Annotated in this window: 20 protein-coding genes, 1 tRNA gene and 1 pseudogene; 7 read left to right on the forward strand and 15 right to left on the reverse strand. The window is 63.2% G+C overall.

Features of this window, described 5'->3' with window-relative positions; all coding sequences use genetic code 11:
* Positions 1–265: 265 nt before the first annotated feature.
* Positions 266–844: a dCTP deaminase gene (gene dcd, locus ACWEPG_RS22375; protein WP_450113943.1), complete on the reverse strand. Its 579-nt coding sequence runs from the start codon at positions 842–844 to the stop codon at positions 266–268.
* Positions 845–937: 93 nt separating this feature from the next.
* Between dcd and ACWEPG_RS22380 the strand changes: the two genes are divergently transcribed.
* The 3 genes from ACWEPG_RS22380 (at position 938) to ACWEPG_RS22390 (ending at position 3386) form a co-directional block, all read left to right on the forward strand.
* Positions 938–1008, forward strand: a tRNA-Gly gene (locus tag ACWEPG_RS22380).
* A 120-nt stretch (positions 1009–1128) separates the two neighbouring features.
* The gene (locus tag ACWEPG_RS22385; protein ID WP_452595355.1) at positions 1129–2829 is read left to right on the forward strand and encodes a GmrSD restriction endonuclease domain-containing protein; all 1701 of its coding nucleotides are present in this window, start codon (positions 1129–1131) and stop codon (positions 2827–2829) included.
* Between the two features lie 173 nt (positions 2830–3002).
* Positions 3003–3386 (forward strand): hypothetical protein, encoded by a 384-nt coding sequence (locus ACWEPG_RS22390; RefSeq protein WP_452595356.1) that lies wholly within the window; start codon positions 3003–3005, stop codon positions 3384–3386.
* Here the strand turns inward: ACWEPG_RS22390 and ACWEPG_RS22395 are convergent, their stop codons facing one another.
* The 12 genes and pseudogenes from ACWEPG_RS22395 to ACWEPG_RS22450 form a co-directional block, all read right to left on the reverse strand.
* Positions 3387–4769 carry a site-specific integrase gene (locus ACWEPG_RS22395; RefSeq protein WP_452595357.1) on the reverse strand — a complete coding sequence of 461 codons (1383 nt, stop codon included), beginning with the start codon at positions 4767–4769 and terminating at the stop codon, positions 3387–3389.
* Between the two features lie 94 nt (positions 4770–4863).
* Positions 4864–5556, reverse strand: a complete 693-nt coding sequence (locus ACWEPG_RS22400) for a recombinase family protein (RefSeq protein ID WP_452595358.1) — start codon at positions 5554–5556, stop codon at positions 4864–4866.
* Positions 5557–6464: 908 nt separating this feature from the next.
* Positions 6465–8666: pseudogene (locus tag ACWEPG_RS22405) on the reverse strand (bifunctional DNA primase/polymerase); the annotation flags it as partial.
* 241 nt (positions 8667–8907) lie between these two features.
* Entirely contained in the window at positions 8908–9615 is a 708-nt protein-coding gene (locus tag ACWEPG_RS22410) for a hypothetical protein (RefSeq protein ID WP_452595359.1), read from the reverse strand.
* Positions 9612–9866 carry a hypothetical protein gene (locus tag ACWEPG_RS22415; RefSeq protein ID WP_452595360.1) on the reverse strand — a complete coding sequence of 85 codons (255 nt, stop codon included), beginning with the start codon at positions 9864–9866 and terminating at the stop codon, positions 9612–9614. Before ACWEPG_RS22415 ends, ACWEPG_RS22410 begins: the two co-directional genes overlap by 4 nt.
* Before the next feature lie 458 nt (positions 9867–10324).
* The gene (locus tag ACWEPG_RS22420) at positions 10325–10546 is read right to left on the reverse strand and encodes a hypothetical protein (RefSeq protein ID WP_452595361.1); all 222 of its coding nucleotides are present in this window, start codon (positions 10544–10546) and stop codon (positions 10325–10327) included.
* A gap of 203 nt (positions 10547–10749) precedes the next feature.
* Positions 10750–10941, reverse strand: coding sequence for a hypothetical protein (locus ACWEPG_RS22425; RefSeq protein ID WP_452595362.1), 192 nt, complete (start codon positions 10939–10941; stop codon positions 10750–10752).
* A 278-nt stretch (positions 10942–11219) separates the two neighbouring features.
* Positions 11220–11993 carry a MerR family transcriptional regulator gene (locus ACWEPG_RS22430; protein ID WP_452595363.1) on the reverse strand — a complete coding sequence of 258 codons (774 nt, stop codon included), beginning with the start codon at positions 11991–11993 and terminating at the stop codon, positions 11220–11222.
* Between the two features lie 247 nt (positions 11994–12240).
* On the reverse strand, positions 12241–12624 hold the full coding sequence (locus ACWEPG_RS22435; RefSeq protein ID WP_452595364.1) for a hypothetical protein: 384 nt from the start codon (positions 12622–12624) through the stop codon (positions 12241–12243).
* Positions 12625–12794: 170 nt separating this feature from the next.
* On the reverse strand, positions 12795–13442 hold the full coding sequence (locus ACWEPG_RS22440) for a hypothetical protein (RefSeq protein WP_452595365.1): 648 nt from the start codon (positions 13440–13442) through the stop codon (positions 12795–12797).
* Complete coding sequence (locus ACWEPG_RS22445; RefSeq protein WP_452595366.1) at positions 13442–16930, reverse strand: indolepyruvate ferredoxin oxidoreductase family protein; 3489 nt, start codon at positions 16928–16930, stop codon at positions 13442–13444. Before ACWEPG_RS22445 ends, ACWEPG_RS22440 begins: the two co-directional genes overlap by 1 nt.
* A 138-nt stretch (positions 16931–17068) precedes the next feature.
* Complete coding sequence (locus ACWEPG_RS22450; protein WP_452595367.1) at positions 17069–18169, reverse strand: Leu/Phe/Val dehydrogenase; 1101 nt, start codon at positions 18167–18169, stop codon at positions 17069–17071.
* 330 nt (positions 18170–18499) lie between these two features.
* Here ACWEPG_RS22450 and ACWEPG_RS22455 point away from each other — a divergent pair, with 330 nt between their 5' ends.
* On the forward strand, positions 18500–18763 hold the full coding sequence (locus tag ACWEPG_RS22455) for an Lrp/AsnC family transcriptional regulator (protein ID WP_452595368.1): 264 nt from the start codon (positions 18500–18502) through the stop codon (positions 18761–18763).
* Positions 18763–19023, forward strand: coding sequence for an Lrp/AsnC ligand binding domain-containing protein (locus ACWEPG_RS22460; protein ID WP_452595380.1), 261 nt, complete (start codon positions 18763–18765; stop codon positions 19021–19023). The genes ACWEPG_RS22455 and ACWEPG_RS22460 overlap by 1 nt, the downstream gene beginning before the upstream one ends.
* Before the next feature lie 401 nt (positions 19024–19424).
* On the opposite strand, the gene ACWEPG_RS22465 is transcribed toward ACWEPG_RS22460, so the two are convergent.
* Positions 19425–20873, reverse strand: coding sequence for an MFS transporter (locus tag ACWEPG_RS22465; RefSeq protein WP_452595369.1), 1449 nt, complete (start codon positions 20871–20873; stop codon positions 19425–19427).
* 216 nt (positions 20874–21089) lie between these two features.
* On the opposite strand from ACWEPG_RS22465, the gene ACWEPG_RS22470 reads away from it, so the two are divergent.
* Entirely contained in the window at positions 21090–21464 is a 375-nt protein-coding gene (locus tag ACWEPG_RS22470; RefSeq protein WP_452595370.1) for a thioesterase family protein, read from the forward strand.
* Between the two features lie 73 nt (positions 21465–21537).
* Positions 21538–22359 carry a FadR/GntR family transcriptional regulator gene (locus tag ACWEPG_RS22475; RefSeq protein ID WP_452595371.1) on the forward strand — a complete coding sequence of 274 codons (822 nt, stop codon included), beginning with the start codon at positions 21538–21540 and terminating at the stop codon, positions 22357–22359.
* Between the two features lie 342 nt (positions 22360–22701).
* Here ACWEPG_RS22475 and ACWEPG_RS22480 read toward each other — a convergent pair whose 3' ends face one another.
* The gene (locus ACWEPG_RS22480; protein WP_452595372.1) at positions 22702–23370 is read right to left on the reverse strand and encodes an HAD-IA family hydrolase; all 669 of its coding nucleotides are present in this window, start codon (positions 23368–23370) and stop codon (positions 22702–22704) included.
* Positions 23371–23378: the final 8 nt, after the last annotated feature.

The following is a 23378-nucleotide window of genomic DNA, read 5'->3' on the forward strand; positions in this document are numbered from 1 at the left end:
GGCTCACGCCACCCACTTCATTAACCGTTCGTTAGCCATTGCATCCGTGGCCGAGCCCGGAACGGCACCGACCGCCGACGGGCTCGAGCGTGCGACCAGGTACACACCTGGACGGTGCCGCCTCGCGCCATTCCGTCGCGGGAGGTGTCGCCACGAGTTGCCCGAAGCTTCGACTCGAATTCGACGTGACTCCGGGCACGCCCGGCGAATCCCGAACTTCGGGCCGGCGTCTTCACACCTGCGCGGATCCGCATGGCGCGAGCGGCTACGGCGTCGGGGCCTTCGCGAAGTTCAGGTACGCCTTCGACGGCGTCGGACCGCGCTGGCCCTGATACTTCGAGCCGACGGCGGCGCTGCCGTACGGGTTCTCCGCCGGGCTCGTCAGCCGGAACAGGCACAGCTGGCCGATCTTCATCCCCGGCCACAGGGTGATCGGCAGGTTCGCCACGTTCGACAGCTCTAGGGTGATGTGCCCGTTGAAGCCGGGATCGATGAACCCGGCCGTCGAGTGGGTGAGCAAACCGAGACGACCGAGGCTGGACTTACCCTCCAGGCGGCCCGCGAGGTCGTCCGGCAGAGAACAGAACTCGAGGGTCGACCCGAGCACGAACTCGCCCGGATGCAGCACGAACGGCTCCCCCTCCGCCGGCTCGACCAGGCTGGTCAGCTCGTCCTGCTGCTGCGCCGGGTCGATGTGCGTGTACTTCGTGTTGTTGAAGACCCGGAACAGACGATCCAACCGGACGTCCACACTCGACGGCTGCACCATCGACTCGTCGAACGGATCGATGCCCAGACGGCCACTGGAGATGGAGGAACGGATGTCACGATCGGAGAGAAGCACGATCTAGAGGGTAGACGCACGAACATCGGGACGTCTGCTAGAGTTGCCGCTCGCAGGGTGTTACACCGCCGATTCGGCGGAAATGCCCAGCGTGCCGATGTAGTTCAATGGTAGAACATCAGCTTCCCAAGCTGAATACGCGGGTTCGATTCCCGTCATCGGCTCTCCTATTTCAACAGGTAGGGGGCGCTCCTCTTCACGGGAGCGCCCTTCTTCATTTCCGGAGACGCCGCGAATACGCCGCGAGTGTGGGCACAGCCAGAAGGCCGTGCGATCATCACGCAATGGGAGACAGCCGGGCCGCCGTTCAGGTAGCAACCACGAAGGAACCGACCAAGAAGGTTCGGGACCCAAAGCCATCCGCCGAACGCATCACTCAGCTAGCGGCCAGGGTGCTGTCAGGCGACATCGTGCTGCCCGAGTTCCAGCGCCCTTTCGTGTGGAAGCGCCACCAGATTATCGAGCTCCTCGACTCCATATACCGCAACTACCCCATTGGAAGTCTCCTCCTCTGGGAATCCAGCCAGGCTCTCACCAGCAGGCGGACTATTGCCGATCTTGAAATTGCAGACCGCAGTCCGAACTACCCTTGGAACTACCTACTCGATGGGCAGCAGCGCCTATCGACCGTCTGCGGCGTATTGTTCTGGACGCCAGACAAGAAGAACAGCGTTTGGAACGTCGCATTCGACTTGAAGAAAAATGAGTTCTTCCACGTCGATTCTTTGGATGACCTCCCGCTCCACCAGATACCCATGCGCAGGCTTCCCGATCCATCGGAATTTTGGAGCTCCTTAGCACCCCTTACTGATCAAGATTTGAAAGATTCCGCCAAGCTGCTATTCGACCGCTTCACCGACTATCAGGTTCCACTCGTAACACTCGGTGACATGTCGCTGCACGACGTTGCGCCCATCTTCGAGAGGATCAACTCGACAGGGACGCGGCTCACGATCTTCGATCTAATGCGAGCCGCTACGTGGAGCACAAACTTTGATCTCGGAAAGTCGGTCGAACAACTGAGGGCAGCCCTAGAGCCGAAGCGATTCTCAGGCCTCGACGACAAGGTTTATCTGCGCGCCCTTAGCGCATCAACTGGAGGGTCATTTAACGTCGAAAGCATCGACGAGCTCCGCACTAAAGACGAGGAGACCCTTGTCGGCTCAGTCCAGGCAACAGAGACTTCGGCGAGGCTAGCCTGCGACTTCCTCGCTTCCCAAGTCGGCGTTCCTCGATACGAGGCACTTCCCTACGCAAACCAATTCGCTGTCCTCTGCGAGATATTTCGATTGACCCCCAGCCCTACCTCAGACCAGCTTTCAGATATTCGTCACTGGTTCTGGCGGACCACTCTTTCAGGATACTTTGGAGGATGGAATACCGGCCAGATGACCAGTGACATCGCCGCCATTCGCGAATGGTCCTCTTCAGCAACTCCACTGGACATCGGAGCCGTCACGTCTACGTCTAGATTGTGGCGAACAAAGCAATTCCGAGCAAACTCGGCAACCGCAAAGATGGTTGCGCTCATGCTATCTGCAGCCACCCCGAGAGATTTAATTAGTGGACAGATCATTGATACAGACAAATCATTGGCATGGAGCAACGATAAGGAGTTTCACCACTTCTTCCCCCAGGCCTACCTCAAAACGGCAGGGAAGGGCACGCCACATCTCGTTGCAAACATCATTCTTCTCACATCTGTAAGCAACATCTCGATCCGTGATAAGGCTCCAAGCGTCTACCTTCAGGAAATTATCGACAGAGACGGCCGGGAAGCGCTCGTAGATCGACTCGCTTCAAATCTCGTGTCCGAAGCCGCACTTGATGCAGCGCTGAAGGACGACTACAACGCATTCCTTGAGGCTCGCTCGGAAACGCTACAGACGCGAGCACTCGAACTCTGCGGGGCGCCGGGGGCCAGCGCTGCGCCCAAGCTTGACCCCGATGAAGTTGAGGACGCCGACGAAGAATCACTGTTCTAGGGACGCGGCCCCATCGCCCTAGCCGTAACCCGTGCTGATGTAGGACGGGTTACGGCTGGCACTTTGTCCGACACCAACGCGCGTCATCTATTCGCATGACATTCGCCTGACCTGCAACAACGTTGGACTACCGTTCCGCCCATGTCGAAACAAGGTCGGACGGGAGTCCCGCAATGAGCGACGAGGCGCTGGGGGCGTTGGTCGTCTTTGGGGGCGGGGCGATCCTCATCGGGCTGATCTGCGGTGCAATCGCAAGTTCGATCGCAGGAAAGAAGGGCCTTAGCCGGGGCGGGTTCTGGTTGCTGGGCTTCTTCTTCAGCGTGATCGGGGTCATCGTGGCCTTGCTCGTCTCTCCGGGAGAACCTGCCGCCCCGCCTGGGATGCGAGCGGTGACCTGCCCACGATGCAACGCCCGACAGAACGTGGACGTTGCGCAAGGCCGCTACGAGTGCTGGCAGTGCAAGCTCGTCTCTCAAACCCCAGCCACGCCAGTCTCGAAGGCAAAAGCAGAGCCGGAAGACTGGCGCGACTGGCTGGGGAAGGACCGAGCGAAGTAGCTACCCGCGTCGCCGCATCGGCACAACGTTGTCCGTCCGCTCGGGTGTCTCGCCCATCGCCGCCAGCGCAGCCATCGCGTCCGCGTGGTCGTCCTCGAAGAGGTGCGCGTAGACGCTGAGGGTGGTCGTAACCTTCGAGTGCCCCATGAACCGGGCAATCTCCAAGGGCGGGATGCCTGCTGCGACGCACAACGAGGCGTAGGTGTGGCGGAGAGCGTGGAACTTGAGGCCGGGCGGAAGTCCCGCGTCGGGAGTGAGCCGGTTTGCCCGGAGCACAGCGGGCCGGTACACCGACTTGAAGAAGCTCTGGTGCCGGAACGGGCTGTCCCAGTCCAATGTCAACCGTGCCTCGGCCTCCTCAACGGTCAGTGCAGCCAAGGCGTCCTCCGCTTTCGGGACAATGCGCTTGCCGTTCTCGTCGGTGGCCCTCTTCCCGGTCGGCTTCAACGCGACGAGGACCGACGCGGGGAAGAGCGGAGCGCCCGGCTCATCGCCACGAGGATGGGCTGCGAGGTAGTCCCGCAAAACCTCGACCGTCGCGGGCGTCAGCGGGACGCGACGACGTGAGCCCTTGGTCTTCGGCGTGTCGTAGCCGAGTACCCCACCGACCACCATCACCGTCCGCTCGACGCGGAGCAGTCCCGGCTTCGCCGCAGCATTGGGGTTGATCGTCTTGGCCGGCAACTCGACGTCCCCAACCTGGAGTCCCGCGAGCTCAGCGGCCCGTAGGCCAGACCAAGCAGCAAGATGCACCATCACGTTGTACGGCCAAGGCGTCGCCTCAACGAGAGCCGAAACCTGAGCGGCGGTGAGGAACTGGTCGGGATCGTCCACGACGCCTGGCGTGCCACCCGACGCACTACGTTCGCTCGGCAGCTTCACGTACTCAGCGGGATTCTCCGCGAGCCGCCCGTCCACGACCGCTTGTTCCAGGACCATCCGCACCAGGAAGTAGGCATGTCGGACGGTCGAGGGCTTCTTGCCCGCTGAAGTCATCCGCCGGACCCACTCGGATATGTAGGTGCGGGTGATCTTGTTGAGCGGGTATCCGCCGAACGTCGCGTCGATGCACAGCTCGCGAGCGTCGCCCCGATGCCTCTCAGCTGGGGCGAGGGCATACACATACCCAGCCTTGGTCCGGGGCTTGAGGTCGTGGCGGCTCTCCAGCCACTCCCCCGCGACGGCCCGGAACGTCACGCCGCCCGCCTTCGGGTCGAAGGTGGTCCCGCGCTGCTGGGCGTACTCAACCTCCGTGGCGTAGTCCTCGGCTGCCTTGCGGGTCTTGAAGCCGCCCTTAGTGCGATGCTTCCCGTCCGGCGTCCTCCACCGGACTTGGTAGAAGCGAGTGCCGTCGGGTCGAGTGAGCTTGCGTACGTTCGCCATTGAGTCCTACTTCTTGCTGTTGCAAGGATGATTGAGATGCCGCCGCCGCTGATGAAGATCAGGATCGACCAAAACCAAAACCAGAAGTCGCCCATCAGGCCACCCCTTCCCGCGAGAGGGTGCGTCGCACCGTCGAGTCGTGCCATTGCTCGCCGCCACCCGGCGTGGGGATACGTGCCTCGGTCAGAATCTCCGCAATCACTCTCGCGCTCATACCTTCAAGCCGCATCGACACAATCTCAGCAGCCAGCTCCGGGCTGATGCGGGAGCGACGCCCGACCTGCTTGCCCTGCGCCTTCGCTCGGCGCATCCCCTCACGCGTCCGCTCGCTGATCGTGCGGCGCTCCTCGGCAGCAACGGCGATGCGGATATCCGCGAGGAGGCGCTGGCTGGGGTCGCCCGAGTCAACTCGGTCGCAGTCCAACAGCCGCCACCCGTTCTTGTTGGCGCGCTTGAAGAGTTGGGCCGCGTCGAGCTGGTCGCGGGTCGCCCGGTCGAGCGCACGAACCAGCAGAGCGTCCGCAATGTCAGCCTCGATTGCCGCAATAGCCGTGGCCCGGCCAAACATCTTCTCGCTGCTGCCGCCGCTCACCATGTCATGGGTCACAGTGAGCAGGCCGAAGCCGTTCTCTTCGCAGTACCGCCGCATCGTGTCCTGCTGCGCGCCGAGGCCGTGACCCCGCTCGCCCTGGGCCGAGGTGCTGACTCGGGCGTATCCGATCACCCGCAATCCGCGCTGTGGACTGGCTGCCGGCGTCGCTGAATCGGGTAGTTCGAGGGTGGTCATCTACGTCTCCAATCGGTGGTGGGTGAGAGCCGGAAGGGGTCGAAGGGGACCATTCCAGCTCTTAGGGCTCCCGAAGTTACTCCACGAACCCAGCCGGTCCTTCCTCGTGATTCAGCTCCGATTGCACTGCCACACAGCACATTTTGTTCCTAACGAGTTGAACCGTCGCCCCACCCCGAGAACCTACGGGCGGCCCGATCGCTGGGGAGCGTTGGAGCGAGGTGTGTGCAATCTGTGTCCGAGAGGGCGAGGACGCGGCGAGGGTCGAGCCGAGGCGGGCTAACGGGCGGTGGACCGACGATCACGGCCTGAGGGCGACGTGAGGCCGATTCCGCGAGGGTGCGGCGGAGCCCAGAGAAGTCGCCGAAAACCCGTGAGTATCTGATCCCCTATCGGACCGCTCACTGGCCCTCCTCAGCAGCACCACGCGCCTCACGTTCCGCGAGACGGGCACGAGCATCTCGCACCACTCGATCACGTTCCGCATACCGTGCATCGACCGTGCCGCGATCTGAGCGCCTGGCTCGGCCACGACTTCCAGCCTCAACGTTTGCTCGCCCGCGATCCGCGCGGGCCTTCTCCGCAGCAACATAAGCATTCTTGGATGCCATCGACTTTCCTCACTTTGGTTTGGTGTGGCCCGGCGCTTGCAGTGAGCTGCCAAGGCGGGTCTCTCGGGTCGCGTGCTCGGGGGTCCGCCCTGAGACGGGTACTGGGGTACGCGTACCCGTCTAGGCGGTGAACGGGTACGGAACTACCCTCGCCCGCGATCCAATATTTTGATGATGACCTTGGGTTTTATCGAGCTTGGTCTGCACTGAACTGACACGTTTTCCGTCCCGCCGCCCCCGTAGAGAGGTACGGCGTACCCGCGTACCCCTCTACGGAGACCACAGCCCGAGAGTCGTTCACCGACCCTCCACCCACCGGAATTCCTTACCCTTGCGGCCCTTGTACTCGATGTCAGTTGCCGAGACGTCGCCGACCTCCACCAATCGCTGCAGCTCCTCCTCGACTAGTTCCCGATCACGCTGGGCAACAGACTTTTTGACTTGGTTGAGGGGCATGCGGCCTTTCGATTTGAGGTGCTTCCGGACGTTGTCGATGACCCGCTTCAAGCGAGAACCCTCCACCGCCTCGGCCTTTGCTGCTTCTCGCTCGCCTTCCGCACGTCCGCGAGCCTGGTTCGAGTGGCTCGCCTTAACGATCAAAGCTTGCTTGATCTGGGCGCGGGTGCGATTGCTGACAGCCATGACGATGCCGGCCAGCTCCCAGTCCTCTTCACTGACCTTGTCGGTCCTGCCGCCGAGCCACATCAACCCGGCGGCAACCTTCAGCCGTGCCAGAACCGCATGCCCATCGAGACCGTCATTCCCACCTTTCCGCAGCGCCTCCCGCCGCCGGGCGCGAATCTCATCGGCCACCGAATCCGGGATCGGCAACAGCTCCAAGTCGGCCGACTCCACCTCAACGTCGAGTAACGGTGCCGAGACCGATTCAAAGGTGTGTGCGTTGTCCCCCAGGCCGACCCGCCTCGGCCAGCTTGCTAGATTGCGCGAATCTGGTGACGCCGGTTCAACCTCCGGGGCATTCGGGTCGCTCGTCGGCAGCCAGACGAAACGCTGTGGAGTACCGCCGTCTCCATCTGCGAACAGGAAGTCTGCACGCCCTGGCTGAACGCCCATCACCAAGGCGAGTCGGTATCGATGCTTCTTGACGGTGATTGCCTTTGTCGCGTCCGCATAGGAGAACCCGAGTTCCCCGCCAGACCATGCCGTCTTCAACGTCGCAAGGAAGGTGCCTTCCGTCCGGCTGGCCTGTGCGGTGAACCCATCGACCTCATCGACCGACATCAGCACTGTGTCGCGGATGTTGAACTGAGGCTCTGAGGGTTTGGTCCGATATCCGAACAGCTTCACAAACCCTTCGCCACTGCCAGCAGGGGCCTTGTGCAACTGGGTCTCGGTCCTGAGGAAGTCCTCGGCAGCGCTTTCGGCGGTGCCTTTGCCGAGGCCGGACGGCCCGACCAGCGCAACGAACGTGTTCAGCGAAGCCGCCGACCCGACAGTCGGTGGCAGAACACGCGGCGGGATCGTGGCAATCGACCGCGCGAGGACCGCGCCGAACATCGCCCACGGCGAAACGAGAACGGATTGGGCGTAGACCCGCAGCTCAGACAGAAGCGGGCGCGCGGACCGAAACGCTTCCTCGTCTACCTCCACGTTCGCCGGGTCACGGTTGACGCGTTCGAGAGTCTCAGCCGGATCGGCCAGCATTGCCTGCGCTGCTGCCCATTCTGCGGTTCTGCGGAACTCGCCAGGAGCCGGGCGACCCCGACCGCGATTCAGCCCGCCCTCGCTTCCCGGGGACACCCTGAACGCGGCCTCGAAAGCGGCGTCGAGCCGGTCGAACGCGGCCCGCGCGGGGTATAGACCGGCCACCGATTCGCGAAAGGCCCAGCACAGCACGTCCCGCGCGGACTCATGGCGTGACCTGCCGTCACTGACGTGGTTCTCGAACAGCCTCACCACGCCGTCGAGCGCTGCGAGGCGAGTTGCCCCGGTGTGCGCGTCGAGAAAAGCATCGAGTTCAGCGGACGTGTATGGCTTGGCTTCATGATCCGGCGCATCACGCAGCACCGCCCGCAAGGCGTCTGGCAACAGCGGGAGATGCCCCGACTGCTGCCAGTCGTACCGGGCACCTTCGCTCCCCGCCTTCATGTGTGGGGTCGGCTGCGCGATGATGACGCCCTTGCACCGCACGTCGCCAAAAGGCGCGAACGCACCGGCACCATTGCCGTACGTCTCACCCGCCCGCAGGGCAAAGACGTAGTGTCCACGGTCGCTGGGTTTCTGCCGGCCAAGTTGGATCGACGCAGTGCCGAGCCACTGCTGAAACTCGGTCGGCAGACTCGCCAGCTCGTCAACGTCGAGGTCAAACGCGATGGCACCAGAACGGCTAATGTGCAGGGCGATCCCGTAACCCGGGTTCTCGCCCCACCACTTGCGAATCTGCACCGCGTCACGGGTGGACTGCTCCGGCCAGCCTTTGCCGACGACGCTGCCGGGGTTCTTGGACCCTGACTGAACGGGCAACACGTACCACCCCGCCTCGACATAGGCCTAGGCTGCTTCGATAGGTTTGGCGCGCTCAAGGTTTGCGGGAATCGACAGGCCGAACCTGTGCCGGATGGTGCCGTCTGGATTCGGAATGGCGATGTGTCGATAACGCAATGCATCGCGGGAAGCGTTACGCTTCGGTCGCACGGTAGAGTTCTTCATGAGATTCCCAAAGAGATTGGGATTCTTGGGTAGACGAACGCCGGGTGTCAGGCCCGGCGTTCGTCGTATGTCATGGGCACGCGGGCGCGTCTGCCGACGGGTGCGCGATCCAAGTCAGTTCGACGCCGATTCTCTCGGCGCTTTCATCCATCAGTCCGTGGCAGCGACCACACGCCGGTGAGACGTGGATCCAGAACGAGTGTCCGCGCAAGAGGAACTGAATCTCGCCCAGCTTGACCTGCTTCTTCATGCAGAATCCGCACCAGCTCTCCTTGCGGAGTCGCGGTGCGAACTGTCCCCGCACGGCAGATTCAACCTCGTTCCGATCTACCACCGGCACATGGAGGGTTCCGAGCCGATCGTCACCAATCAACGCTGGTCGCTTATCGAGTGGATCGACCTGCTGAGAGATGTCACCGCGAGCGAGTGGACCAGGCTTTCGGTGGCCGCCGATGATGTGCGGAAACAGATCACCCAGTGTCGCATTCGGATTGAGCGGGCTTCGGACCCGCTGATGCCCCGGCGAGAACGACTCGGCGAAGCGGCGGTGCGCTTCCCACTGATCAACAACCGGGCTGCCATCGTGCAGGTTGGTCCGTCCGCCGTTCGCAAGACCCAGGCGCGCCAACAGGGCTGCAACGCGGTCGGGATCAGGTGCAGCCGAAGGGTCAGAACGAAACCGGCCCGATGCCTCATACTCTGCGACAGGGTCCGGAAGACTGCCACGACGACGACCGATGTTTTCTCTTGCATAGGGGTCCCAGGCGAAGCCGCTCATGCCACACCACCCGGAATGCGGCGGGCCACGAAGTTTGCGTCAGCCCGCGACTCGATCCAGGATCGAATATCTGTTTCACTCAGCCTGATTCGATTGGAGATGAGGTATCGATGTAGCGTGCGCTGCTTCATTGCCTCCTTGATTGTGCTCCTCATTACAAGGTCGATGCCCCGGTCACGGCAGAACGCGACGGCGTCGTCCACCGACATCGTCGGCAGGGTGGGGTCGTGTTGGATCGCGGGCTTGCCCATTGATTCCTCCTGGTCTCAGCCAGGGGTCCCATCCACGAACGGCAAAAGCCGAGCACGTGGACAGAACCCCAGATATCGGGGTCATGTCCACTGCTCGGCTGCATATCTCCTCGATCACTCAAGCCGAAGCGAGTGGTCGGGATCTTCACGCAGCCGCTTGCGTCATCCGGTTCTCGTGCATGTCATCACGGCCTTCAGAACAGCGGCTCGCCGCCTCGGAAGGCGACGCCCTCGACGCTACTCGACTCCTCTCCTCTCCGCTACTCCCGGCCTCCGGAAATTCTTGTGCCCGTGTTGGATTGGACTTGACTGGCCTCATCTAGTCCAGTGCAGCCCATGTACGACAACACCGCCCCCGATCTGCTCACCGAGGCGCGGCGGTGGAGATCAGAGGCGGTGTGTGGCGCGTAGCGCGCCTGTCCGCAGCGAAGGGTCGCACTGCGGAGTCTTGAGGTTGGTCAGCGGCGAAAGCCCCTCACCCGCGTCCCGGCAGGGATGCGTGGCTTCGCTGGCGACTGGTCGATCACGCCGCCGACGAACAGGCCGACCGTCCCGCCGATGAGCACACCCTCGGGAGAGTCCGCGATGTAGCCGGCACCCACGCCCGCGCGACCGAACATCGACGCGAACCGACCGAGGCGGTCACGCTTGTAGTTGCGCCTGCGGCGCCTGCGGCTCATCACGTCACCTCCTCGCACGGATACCTGCGACCGACCGAACCCCATCGAGCGTCATTGCCTCGCTCACGGTCTGCCCCGCCTCGGTACCGCAGTACCGCTTGACTCCAGGCGGGTCCAGGCCTGGCCCGTGGGAGAACTCCGACTCACCCGGCGCAGCGCGCTTGTCAGCGGCCACTTGCCGCCGTCTCGGCATAGTCATCGCGCTACGCCGGGAAGACCGGGGCCGCGTAAGTGGCCGAGGCAGTGACCTGGATCACTGCCGCACCGCCTCGATGCCGGACGCCGGTGCCGAACCCGATTGCATAGAACGACTCGATCAGCGGGTACCGCATGTCGCGACCGGGGATGATCCGCAGGCCCTGGTACTCGGGACGCTCGTGGACGCGGAAACCCACCGGATTGCCCTCTGCGTTCGGCCCAGCCGACGCCACCACTGCCACGTAACCCTTGGGGACAAAGTGCGACTGGATGACGTAGGCGTCGCCATAGCTGCCCAGGACAGGAAGGCCGTTCCACGCGGCGGGAGCCTGGTCACCGACGATCTGCTCAGTGACGAGTCGCGCGGGAGCCGAGGCGCTGGGAACGAAATCGAAGTGCGCAGGTACGTCATCCGCCCCTGGCTCACCCGCGCGAAACGTCGCGATGACCTCCGCCTCATTCGGGTTCGCCAGGATCAGCAGCTGCCGTCCGCTGTCGGCGATGTAGCGTCGTCCGGGACGATGTCGTCGAGCGACAGCACGAGACCGGCGTCCGTAGCGGCGGTCGGGACAGCTGCGTGGATGTCTGCCAACGCCTGCGGGTGCTCGAACTGCGCAAGCAGGCTGCGAGAGAGCGCTTCGATCTCCGCCTCCGAGGACTGCGGGTTGCGGCCTTCGAGCTCGGACCAGTCCGCGAGCAACGCCAGAGACCGCTCGTGCTGCTCGTCATCGGCTATCGCCGTCGCATACCAGGCCAGAAGCTCCTCCGGGACGGCCGCGGAGATCTCGAGCACCTCGAGCAGGTCGCGCTCTCGTCGAAGAACCGACTTCAGCTCGGGCACCGGAGCGCCGTCGATGGCGGCGGCCAGTGCTGCCGCGAGGTGTGCGGGCAGGGCAGAGATGCGAGCCCCGTTCTCGACGTCGGCAAGCATCGCGGCGAGCCGCGCGTGCCGCCGCGCGAGCTTCGCCTGTTCGGCCTGCACTGAGCTGATCAGGGCCCGCAGGTCCGCGATCACGTCACCCTCCGCTTCCTCCGAAACATCCTCGGCGAGAATGGCGGCGACCGATCCGAGCGGGACACCGCTGTCGGCAAGCCATCGGATCCGCATCAACCGAACGGCATCGCGGACGGTGTATTCGCGATACCCGTTAGATAGGCGTTGCGGTTCCTCGAGCAGGCCGAGCCGGTGGTAGTGGCGCACCGTTCTCGGAGTGGTTCCGGCCGCATCGGCAAGCTGGCCTATTCGCATGGGTCGAGTGTCAACTATGGCCTAGCGTCAAGGTCAACCACGTCGCCGCGGGCACCGCGTTGCTGTCCCGACTGGGCGTCAGACTCGCCGGCCGCAGGCCCTCACTGTTTCCCCCGCTTCGGCGCGAACAGACGACGAAACAGCGCAGATCGGCAGGTCATCCGCGGGCAGGTCGACGGCGAGCACCGGGCAAGAATGCCTCCGTGCTCGGCGCAGACGTCGAGCCCAGACATGCCGGCCGAACCCCCTACCGGAGTTCGGGAATCGCCTCCTGCATTCTCAGTGCTTGATCGGTGCTTCCCCAGACCCGCCGCTCGTCACCACTACGAAACGCGACACCCACCCCTTCCACAACCCAGTTGACGACGGTGATCTCGCCGGGCAGTCCCGGATCCGAGCCGCTCGTTGAGTAGGTAACATCCACCCCGTAGACCTGGACAACCCGTCCATCCGGCATCCGGATGTTCAGACCTTCAGGATTGCAGTCGTGAAGCCGATCCTGATCGAGCTCGTCAACCGGGAATTCCTCTCGGGTGGTTGTCGAACACGTCGTGCACGAAGTCACGTGCGTGGTCGCGCCCCGTGGGCCGAACGCGCCTTTACCGCCCGCATCCGTCAAGCGCACACGCACGCACGCTCGTCCTCCGCGATGCCGCCGCGCTCGACCCCCGCTGGTGGGCACCCTTGGTGGTTCAGCACAACAGCCGGTTCCCGTTCGAACAGTCGGCCTTCCTCTCCGACTGTCGACAACACAGTCCGTTCCAGAGCAGTGTCGGAGCGCCCCTCGCACATCGAACAGTCTCAAGCCCTGGATGATTCGACCAGTTCGCGGTCGCGCGCCGGCTCTCGCCCCCCACGCCCGGCGACGCCGTCCGCCCTATCCGCTCGCCGACCTGAGAGCATGAGGCCAGATCTATGAGCTGTCGAGATACGCAGGTCTCCATGCCTTCGTGGATCCACCCACCGCATCAATCGCGATACGAACTTGTCGACCACGGCCGCACTGTCAAACAGCTGCACGACAACCATTTTCCGGGAGAAATGGATCGGAGTCGCGTTGAACTCGCACCCCAGCACAGCGAGCTTGTCAGTGTAGTAGCCCGTCGCGGAAATTTCGATCCCGGTGCCCTCGAATCTGCGCGCCTCGTCGTACGGCTTTCGGCGAACCCGCGTGACTCCGATCAACCGATTCAACCACTTGGTAATAGCGTCCTCGGTCATGTTCCTCGGCCTTCGAAGAGTCACCACCAGCCCCGGCGCCCCGGATGGCGACAGTGACCGCCACGTGGAGAGGTTCTGCAGTTCGATGCCGTGCCGGGCGAAAAGCAAAGTAAGGCGTGGTATCACCTCGCCCGCGTCGACGCAATCGACGATGAACGTCTCGATCTGCGGATCCGCGAGAAACGGGTTCTCGCGAAGACTATCGATCCGGTCGTCCGTCTCTTCCATCACTCGGACCTCCCATTCGGCACCGCGGGGACGTACTTCTCCATTCCAAGCTCAACCAGACGAGCCGAGTATGCCTCGACGTTCGCGAGTTTGATGTCCTCGTAACCACGTACGACATCGGGAAGCTGAGCGATCTCGACGGCCTTGTCGTAGCCAACGAAATCGAGGCCATCGGCGAGATCTGAGACCATACTCCGATACTGGCTCAGCAGCTCACGCTCGACGCGGCGAACGTGTGCGTAGCCGAACGGGTCGAGCTTGGTACCACGCAACTTCTTGCCGTAGGCGAGCGCCTTCAGCGCGACATGGGACTTCGGACCGAGGCCGATCTTCTTCTTCCGGCCCATGGCACGGAGGATCGGGGGGTGGAGTTTGAACGTGAGGTTCTCGCCCGTTGGCACCTGACTCCGCACATCGTCGAGGAAAGCTGGATCGACCAGTAGTCGCGCGACCTCGTACTCGTCCTTGTAGGCAGTGAACTTGAACAGTCCGCGCGCGACGGCCTCGCTGAACTCCGTCCGGTCCGTCGCCTTCCGCTCGCCCGCCCAAACGCGCTCGATCATGTCGACGTACTCCCGCGCTACGCGCTCGGACTGGAAGGCGACGAGCTCAGCGGCCCGCACCTCGACCGCGCGCCGAACCTCACCGTCGAAAGTGGTGCCATCGAGCACACGTGCAGGCACAGGTCGCGGGGTGCGCGGCGCCGACGTGGTGGCAGCCTTGAATTCTTCCGGGTGGGCGATAGCGACACGACCCCACCGGAAGGCCGCAACGTTGGCTTCGACGGAAACACCGTTGATGTTGATCGCTTCCTCGATCTTTGCCGCAGGAATCGGAAGCCCTCCCGCCTGGTAGGCCGCACCGACGAGCAGGAAGTTTGCGGCGGCCGTATTCCCGAACAACTGCTGCGTCGCCGAGAGGACGTCGAACGAATGCAGAGACTTGCTGACAGTCTCGATTCTCGACAGCAGCGAATCGGTGTCGGGGTACGCCACCGACTTGTCGTAGACCATGTCGCCGGTCGGCGTCTTGCTGGTCGAGGCCACGGCTACGGTGAAGTCGGAGTCACCGTATTCGAGATTCTTGTTCTCGGCGGCGGTGAGTAGGTCGAACGCCAGGATGCAGTCCGCGCCGCGCGGGGTCAGTCGATTCGCCGGCTCGATCGCGCCGACGCTGAAACGAAGATGCGACACGACGGGGCCGGCCTTCTGACTCAGCCCGATCTGATCGAGGCTCTCCACTTCGAGTCCGGCACGCAGCGCGGCTGTGGCCAGAACCTGGTTCACGGTCACGATGCCGGTGCCGCCGATACCGGCGAGGAACACGTTGTGGGTTGCGGACGTATCCCCCGGCAACGGGTCGATGCACTCGGGAGGGGTGGGGCGCCGGCGGGGACGACCGGACTTCTTTCCTGGGGTGACGTCCACGGTGACAAAGGAGGGGCAATCACCGTCGAGGCACGTGTAGTCGGTGTTGCACGAGGTCTGGTCGATCCGAGTCTTGCGGCCGAATTCGGTCTCCACAGGCTGCACGGACAAGCAGTTCGATTTCACACCGCAGTCGCCGCAACCCTCGCACACAGCCTCGTTGATGACCACACGAGTATTGCGGGACGGCAGCGTGCCGCGCTTGCGCTGCCGTCGGGCATCAGCGGCACAGTGCTGATCGTAGATCAGGACGGTGACGCCCTCGATCTCACGAAGCACGCGCTGCGCCTCGTCGAAGCGATCCCGATGCCATAGCTTCGTGCCTTTGGCGAAGGCTCGCTTGCTGTGTCGCTGTGGCTCGTCCGAACAGACGATGATCTGCTTGACCCCCTCCGTCATGAGCTTCTGCGTGAGCTGCGCCACCGACAACGCGCCTTCCGCGTCCTGAGCACCGGTCATGGCGACAACATCGTTGTAGAGGATCTTGTAGGTGATGTTGACGCCGGCCGCAACGCATGCCTGAAGAGCGAGTTGGCCGGAGTGGAAGAATGTTCCGTCGCCGACGTTCTGGAACACGTGCGGAACCGTCGTGAAAGGAGCCTGTCCGATCCACTGACTACCTTCCCCGCCCATCTGCGTCAGTCCGGTGACAGCGCTGTCCTCGCGCCCGGACATGGTTACGAGAATGTGGCAGCCGATACCACCGCCGCCGACGGATCCCTCCGGGATGGCTGTCGACCGGTTGTGCGGACATCCACTGCAGAAGTATGGGGTCCGGGCGCTCTGGAGTACATCGAGCGTCAACGGTGCAGGGAGCGGCCGGGTGGTTTCGATACGCCCGTCCAGGATCCGTCGCAGCGGCGCGAGGAGACGTCCGGCCGTCAATTCTCCCCCCGCCGGAACGAGATCGCGGCCGCCGAAGTCCTTCTTACCGGCGATCCGCGGCGCCGAGTCGGATCCGTAGAGGATCTCCCGGATCTGGGTCTCGATGAAGGCCGTCTTGTCCTCCACCACAAGGAGATCCTCGAGCCCCTCCGCGAAACGGCGAATGGTTTCCGTGGAAACCGGATATGGCATGCCGATCCGCAGCAGCCGGATGCCTGCAGTCCGCAGCTCGCCGTCGTCGACGCCCAGATCCAGCAGGGCCTGACGAACGGAATCGAACGTCGTACCTGTTGCCGCGATGCCCAGAGTTGCGTCAGCGCAATCAACCTCGATGACATCCAACCGATTGGCCGGACCGTAGGACTCGACGACCTTCCAACGCGGCCCGACCAGGTCGGCCTCGGCAGCGAGAATACTGGCCGGCGCCACAGCCATCGGCCGCTGTTTGTACACGAACGGACGGCCGTGGTGCTCGACCTCGGGGACGGTGATCGAGAAGTCCGCAAAGTCATCCGCGGACAGCTTCCAGGCTCCATCGGCAACATCCGCGACGATCTTCAGCGCTACGACACATCCAGATGCGCGCGAGAGCGCCACCGCGTGCATTCCCATCGTCACGATCTCGCGTGCATTGCGCGGGAACAGAACCGGGACGCCCAGAGCTGCGAGGGACCGCTCGCTGACAGCGGGCACCGTCGAGGACTTGGACGCGGGGTCGTCCCCGACCAACAATACGATCCCGCCGCGCGGATTGACCCCGTAGATATTGGCATGCCGGATCGTGTCGGTTGCGCGGTCCACGCCGGGACCCTTCCCGTACCACACACCGACAACGCCGTCGCAGACGGCCGCATCGGACGCGAGCGTCGCCTGACTTCCCCACACGGAAGTCGCCGCGAGTTCCTCGTTCAACCCGGGAACGAAACGGATATCGTTGGCGTCAAGGATGTCTCGCATTCCGTTCAGCATGCGGTCGACTCCGCCGAGCGGGCTGCCCTGATAGCCCGAAACAAAAGTTCCGATATTGAGGCCATCCTGCGTGTCGCGCTCGTGCTGCTCCACCAGCAGTCGTGCAATGGCCTGAACCCCCGTGAGCAGAACGGGTCCTGATCCCGGGCGGTAGCGGTCGTTGAGATCGTATGGCTCTGTCGCGCCGTTGGTTAGCGAAGTCGTCATGGTGGGTACACCGTCCATTCATTGCTGAAGTTCGCCGTTGTGCAGCGAGGTGAGTCCGATCGACCGAGAGATCACCTGAAGTCGACCGGCAGAGTGAAGCCTGGGCTTCCCGCCCAGGAGAATCGGATTCGAGTGGTGCTAGAAGCTGGTTCGGGTGCGGGTCGTCCAGAGGCCGCGAACTCGACGTTCCCGCATGCGCTGCTCGGTCAGTCGGTCAGCCGCGAATGCGGTCGTCACGTTCTCCCGCGCCGCACACTCTAGGACGTCGTGTGTGGTGTCGAAGATCCGGTTCGTGCGCTCGTGTGCGCGTTTGAAACTGAAGCCCTGCAGTTCATCCGCCACCTGGATCAAACCACCCGCGTTGACGCAGTAGTCGGGGGCGCATGTTGTACCGCGGTCCTTCATCCGCAGGGCGATAACGCGATGGACCAGTTGATTGTTCGCCGCACCGCATACGATTCGCGCGTTCAACGAATCGACGACCTCCTCGGTGAGCGCTCCACCCAATGCGCACGGGGCGAACACGTCGAGCGGACGAGCGACAAGCTCTACTTCGGCGCCGGCGATGTGCAATGGCGGGTGAACCGCGAAGAGGTCTCGCACCGCCAGAAGGTGGAGGTCGGCCACGGAGACCTTTGCGCCGGCCTCGACGAGCAGCGCTGCGCGCTGTCGACCAACCTTGCCGATACCCGCGATTCCAACCGCTTTCCACTCGAGAGACCCTGTTCCCCAGATATTTTGGGCCAACACCTGCATACCACGAGACACGCCGAGTGCCGCAAGCACAGAGGAGTCACCGGCTCCCCCATACGCCGGCGAACGCCCTGCGTCGAAGGACGCCCCCTGTGCGATCGCGTCCATGTCCGCACAGGTGGTGCCGACATCACAGGCGGTGTAATAGCGTCCGGAGAGTGGCTGGACCAATCTTCCGTACGCGTGGAGCAAGGCATCGCTCTTGATCTCGCGGGAGTCACCGACGATCACCGCGCTGCCGCCGCCCAGATCGAAACCTACAAGGGCAGCCTTGTACGCCATCGTCTTCGCAAGGTCGAAGACATCCTTGATCGCGGCAGCCTCGTTGGAATAGGGGAGGAATCGCGTCCCTCCCAGCCCACAGCCGAGTGCGGTCGAGCAGAGGGCGATGATGGCTTGCTGTCCGGTCTCCGCGTCCCGGCAGAAGATCACTTGTTCGTGACCCTCATCGGTGACTCCGACGGACTCGATCGTCGTCGCGTTCATGTGCACTTCTCCATCGAATGCGGGTGCGGGGTGGGCACCCATGTCGGTCCGGTCGAGGGGTGGTGACCGGGGTCGATTGTGGATTGAAGTTATCCTAGTTCCCGACCGATGCGCAACGGCCCATATTCGAGATGGACAGTTGACTAGCCCTGCGGCACTTGACTACCCGATTGTGCTGCAGGATGTCGAAGGTCTTCCAACCACTGCGCGAACGATCGGCCGGAGGGACTGGCGGTGATCATTCAGTTGGAGAAGCGTCGGCGCGAGCGCAGGGAAGCCGATCCACCACCGAGACACCTATCGCCCGGGATTGCCGGAGCAGGAGAACGAATGGATGCCACACATGGCCCCACCGGGCTCGACGACGTCGACCGGAGGATCCTTGCACTCCTGTGTGACGATGCACGAAAGTCGGTTCGCGCCTTGGCCCGCGCAGTCGGAATGTCCCCCGGAGCAGTCGAGGAGAGGGTCGAGCGCATGGAGCGTGCCGGGATGATTACCGGATACCGGGCGGAACTGAACCCGTCCATGCTCGGATATGCGCTCGAGGTGCTCGTCGGAGTTGAACTGACACAACATAAATCGGTGGCCTAATCCGTACCGGCCGACGGCAGCAGCTCCGGGAAGTTGTGAGCGTCGAGCTGGTCATCGGTCGATGGGATTTGGTCGTCCGGCTTCGGGTGCGCGATCATGTGCACTTGAAAGAGGTTCTTACTGCTTCGATTTGGCAACCTCCGACATTGGGGCACAGCGAGTCAATGGTGGTGCCCGAAAGGGATGCCGGCCACCTACCTCAGTGGGCGACCGAACCGGACGAGGGGTCCCGAGGACACGATGGCGCGCCGGCTGAATAGTGCTCGCACCGGGTCTCGTCGAGCTTTCGTGCGCCGATCCGCCCAACCTATCGGGGTATGTCCGATCTGTAGATGTCCATCGTGAATCGAGCGAACGCCCGCGCCTGGATCCATGCGCGACGATCGCTCGGAAAGGGCGAGCAGATGAAAGTGAATCCATATCACTCAGCCAATCCGAATGGGGCGAGGTTGTTTCACGACCGAAGCAACTGTCCGACCGGCAAGTGCATCGCGATGCGAGGTAGGACTCCGGGGAGCGGAGGACTTCGCCCGTGGGGTTGCGCGAAGAGCTCGAGCATGATCGATAGGCAGCATTTCGTCCGGGATCCCTCCAGCAGAGGGCAGGGCGAGTGCTCGACGAGGGTGATTGGCGACGTCCACGGACCTCTCTCCGCCGGTCCTCAACGCGGCGATCGAGACCCCTTGCCCCCATCGATGGCCATCCCCGGATCCTGATGCTCGAGACGCTCGGCCCTACCATCCTTTGAAGGTGCCATCGGCCCCACCCGTCCGCCACGATGCGTACTCGTCGGCGTGATCGAACTGGCGTCGTCCAGCGTCAGCGCCCCGGTCTCCGGGGCCCATCGAATCGAGATCAGTCCACCGAAGATGAGGATTGCCGCCGCAATCAACATCGTCGGACCGATACCGAGGTGGGTGAGCGAGATCGGTACGAGAAACACCCCGATCGCCGAGCCGACTCGAGTGAACGCGGTGATCAGCCCAACGGCCGTACCGCGCACCTCGGTGGGAAACAGCTCATTCGGGTAGACCCAGGTGAGAACCTGCGGCCCGCCATTGAACAGCGCAAACGTCGCGAAGGCTGAAACGAGGATCCAGATCGGCGCCTCCGGGAAGAGTCCGAGGAGCAGTAGCGCGAATCCGGCCACCAGAGACCCCGCGATCACCATCCGACGACGCCCTGATCGGTTGATCACGAGTAGTGCGGCAACGACCCCGACCAGGAACAGGAGGCTGAGCGCGGCCGACCCCACATTGGCGTTGGCGCCGCCAAGACCCAGAGCACTCAGGATCTTCGGCCCGAAGGCATAGATTGCAAAGACCGGAATGTTGGAGCAGGTATAGAACGTGATCACGAACGTCATCCGTCCCGCGTACCCGCCGCGCAACAGATCTCGCGCACTGAACTTCGTTCCCTGGTTCTCCGGCTGAAGGTCGCCGACCGAGACCCCCGGCCCATACACCCTCGTCAGAACCGCTTGCGCGTCTTCCCTCCGGCCCTTGCCGAGCAACCAACGCGGCGACTCAGGCGTTCCCAAACGCAACACCAACAGAATGAGCGCCGGCACTGCCGAACTCAGCAGAAACCATCTCCAGCCGTTCGGTCCCGAACCGACCAACGCGTCACCTACAAAGTAGGCGGCAGCGGCGCCGACGAAGAACATACACACGAGCATGCTCAGCATCGGACCCCGGTAGCGACGGGGCGTGAACTCGGTGAGCAATGAAGACGCCATCGGGTAGTCGGCAGCGACGACTGCGCCGAGAAGAATCCTCAGAACGAGCAGCATCCACGCCTCGGTGACAAAGAACTGCAACACCGAGAAGAGTGCGATCAGTCCCAGGTCAAGGGTGTACATGACCTGCCGCCCGAAGCGATCGGTCAGGAAACCCGAGACCGCTCCGCCTACGAGCATGCCGAGCAACGCACCGGCGCCGAGCATCCCCTCCATGAAGGACGAGACCCCCAACTCCGGCGCAAGAGCCACGAGTGCAACGCCGATTCCGCTGAGGATGTAGCCGTCCAGGAACGGGCCGCCGGCAGCATAGGCGGCGAGGCGCTTGTGGAATCCGGAAAGCGGGGCGTCATCCAGAACGTTTGATTTCACGATCACTCCTGAGAACCACTGCCCTTCGTGAGGGCAGGGGATGGACTTCGCGGCGGTAAACCGACATTGAAGCCAACCGACCCTAGTGGTCTAGCCAGTACGGACAGTAACGTGGGTCACAGTTCTTGTCCACATGTTCGGCGAATGGTTGACGATCCGAGGTCAGACAGCCATGCTACTGGCTAGACCACTAGACCGCCACCCTCAGGAGGATTTATGAGTGCCCACGCAGAACTCTCACGCACAATCACGCCCTCGGACACCGCCGCAACCTTCGGCGACCCGTTCCCCGAGGCGGCATCCACACCTTTCGTCCTCGGACTCGCCGAGGTGGCATGCCACAACGTCGTCGAGGACTCGCTTTCGAACGGTGAGATCACGGTCGGCACTTACGCATCCATCGAACACCGGCTTCCCAGCCCGATCGGCGCGACGCTGACTGCCCGCGCACGACTCGAGGAACGCAACGGCCGTCGACTGCGGTTCATGGTCGATGTCTACGACGGGGACGATGTTTGCGCCACCGTCGAACACCATCGCGCGATCGCAGACGCTGCCAAGATCGCCGCCCGACTGGAGGCGCGCCGTTAGGAGTCATCAGACCACTAACCTGGACGCAGTAGACTGGGCATGTTCATGCCCTGGCTGTCGAAAAATGCAAGGGTTGACCACCCAGGCGCGCAGCGAGGAGCAGGAAGTGACCACCACACCTTCGAGTGGCGAACGACGGAAGTTCACACCCGCTCGCCGAGTCCGCGCGTACGAGAGCATCGTCAAGCAGATCGAGGATGCGATCTTCCGCGGCGATCTGCGTCCAGGTCAGAGGCTGCCGAGCGAGCGCGAGCTCACCACGGAGTTTGCGGTGAGCCGGGCGACGGTGCGCGAAGCTCTTCGAGTGCTCGAGAGCTCGGGGCTCATCCGATCGAAGCAAGGCGACCCCACCGGGGGCGCGGAAGTCCAACAGTTCTCACCCGACGGGCTCCGCCGGTCCCTCACCGCGATGGTGCACCTCGAACAGTTCGATCTGACAGACCTCATCCAATTCCGGATGGCAATCGAAGGCTCGGCCACCTATCTCGCCGCCGTCGGACACACCGCCGAACAATTCGAACGCATGGAAGCGGCACATGCGCACCTGGCCGATGCCATCGACAGTGGGTACGAGGCGTTCTCCCAGGCCGATGTCGAGTTCCACCACACCGTGGCCGAGGCCGCGAACAGCGGTCTGCTTCGAGTGTGCAATGACGTCGCCCGTGGAGTGGTCATCAACCTGATCGAGACCAAACTCTCCACTACACTGGACGACCGCGCTCTGATGCTCGACAGCTGGCGCCGCCACGAGCGGGTGTTGGACGCCATCCGCCAGCGGGACGGTGACCGCGCGGCCAAGCTGGCACAGCACGATATTCTCGACCACTTCGGGCGCTTCCTCCCCGAGGAGCGTCGTCTGCAGCTCGAGCAGTTCGCGTCACACAGTCCCATGTGAGCGGACGACACAGGTGGTTCCCGGCCGCTGAATTCCCTGAGCCGGAAGCTGATCGGCGCGCGACCGCGGTTAGCGGCGGGCACCGGCAAACCGTTGATCGTCGACCTGCCGGCGCCGCGTCGACCCCGTTTCCGCGAAGCGGAATCCGCAGCCGTCCCGAGTTTCTCCATCAGCCCCGATACGCAGAGAACCTCCAGTTGTTCGTGGAACCCTCGGCTCCACGAACAACTGGAGGTTCTCGCCCTCCGGACACCACGTCACAACGACTGTGCGCAACAGGGCAGTCACGATCGCCTCTCCCACACCGGCGGCGATGTGCGCCTTCCGGCGAGGTCGGTCTGCTCAGTTACCGAACAGCGATTCTGCGACCTCAGGGAGGGTCACCAAGTCCGGGAGAACGGCGGCCGCCAGGTCCCCGTCGGAGTGCGGAGTCCTTTCCCGGTTGATGTATATCGACCGAACCCCGAAGCTGTCGGCGGCCTCGACATCATGGAACCAGCTGCAGGCAACGTGGATCCACTCGTGCTTTTCGGCACCGGACGCCGTCTGGAACGTCTCGAAATGCCCCAATGCCGGCTTGTAGCTACCGATGTCGGAGCTAGTGACAGTCACGTCGATTCGAACATCGAACTGAGTAAGGGTCTGTTCCAGCAGTTCCCGGTCGACATTCGACAGCACGCCAAACTTGTACCCCCGCGCTTCGAGTTCCCGGAGCGCTCGGTTCGTATCCGGGAAAACCGGCCACGACGGAAGCGTGCGACCGAGAACGTCGCACTCGTCCTCGGTCAACGAGACTTCACAGACCTCGGCAGCTCGACGAAGCGCCTCGGCCAGCACAGCGCGGTAGGTCCACGCAGGGTTCTGCTCCTGGACGACGTGTTCATGGAGGTGATACTCGGTCAGCAGCCGCTCCGCGTCTGCGCCGGCGACCGACTGTAGAGCAGCCGTCATTCCCTGGCGCCAATCGACCAGTGTTCCATAACAATCGAATGTGAGCCATTTGCTCGTCATGCCTTCTC

The organism is Rhodococcus sp. NPDC004095, assembly GCF_053604015.1.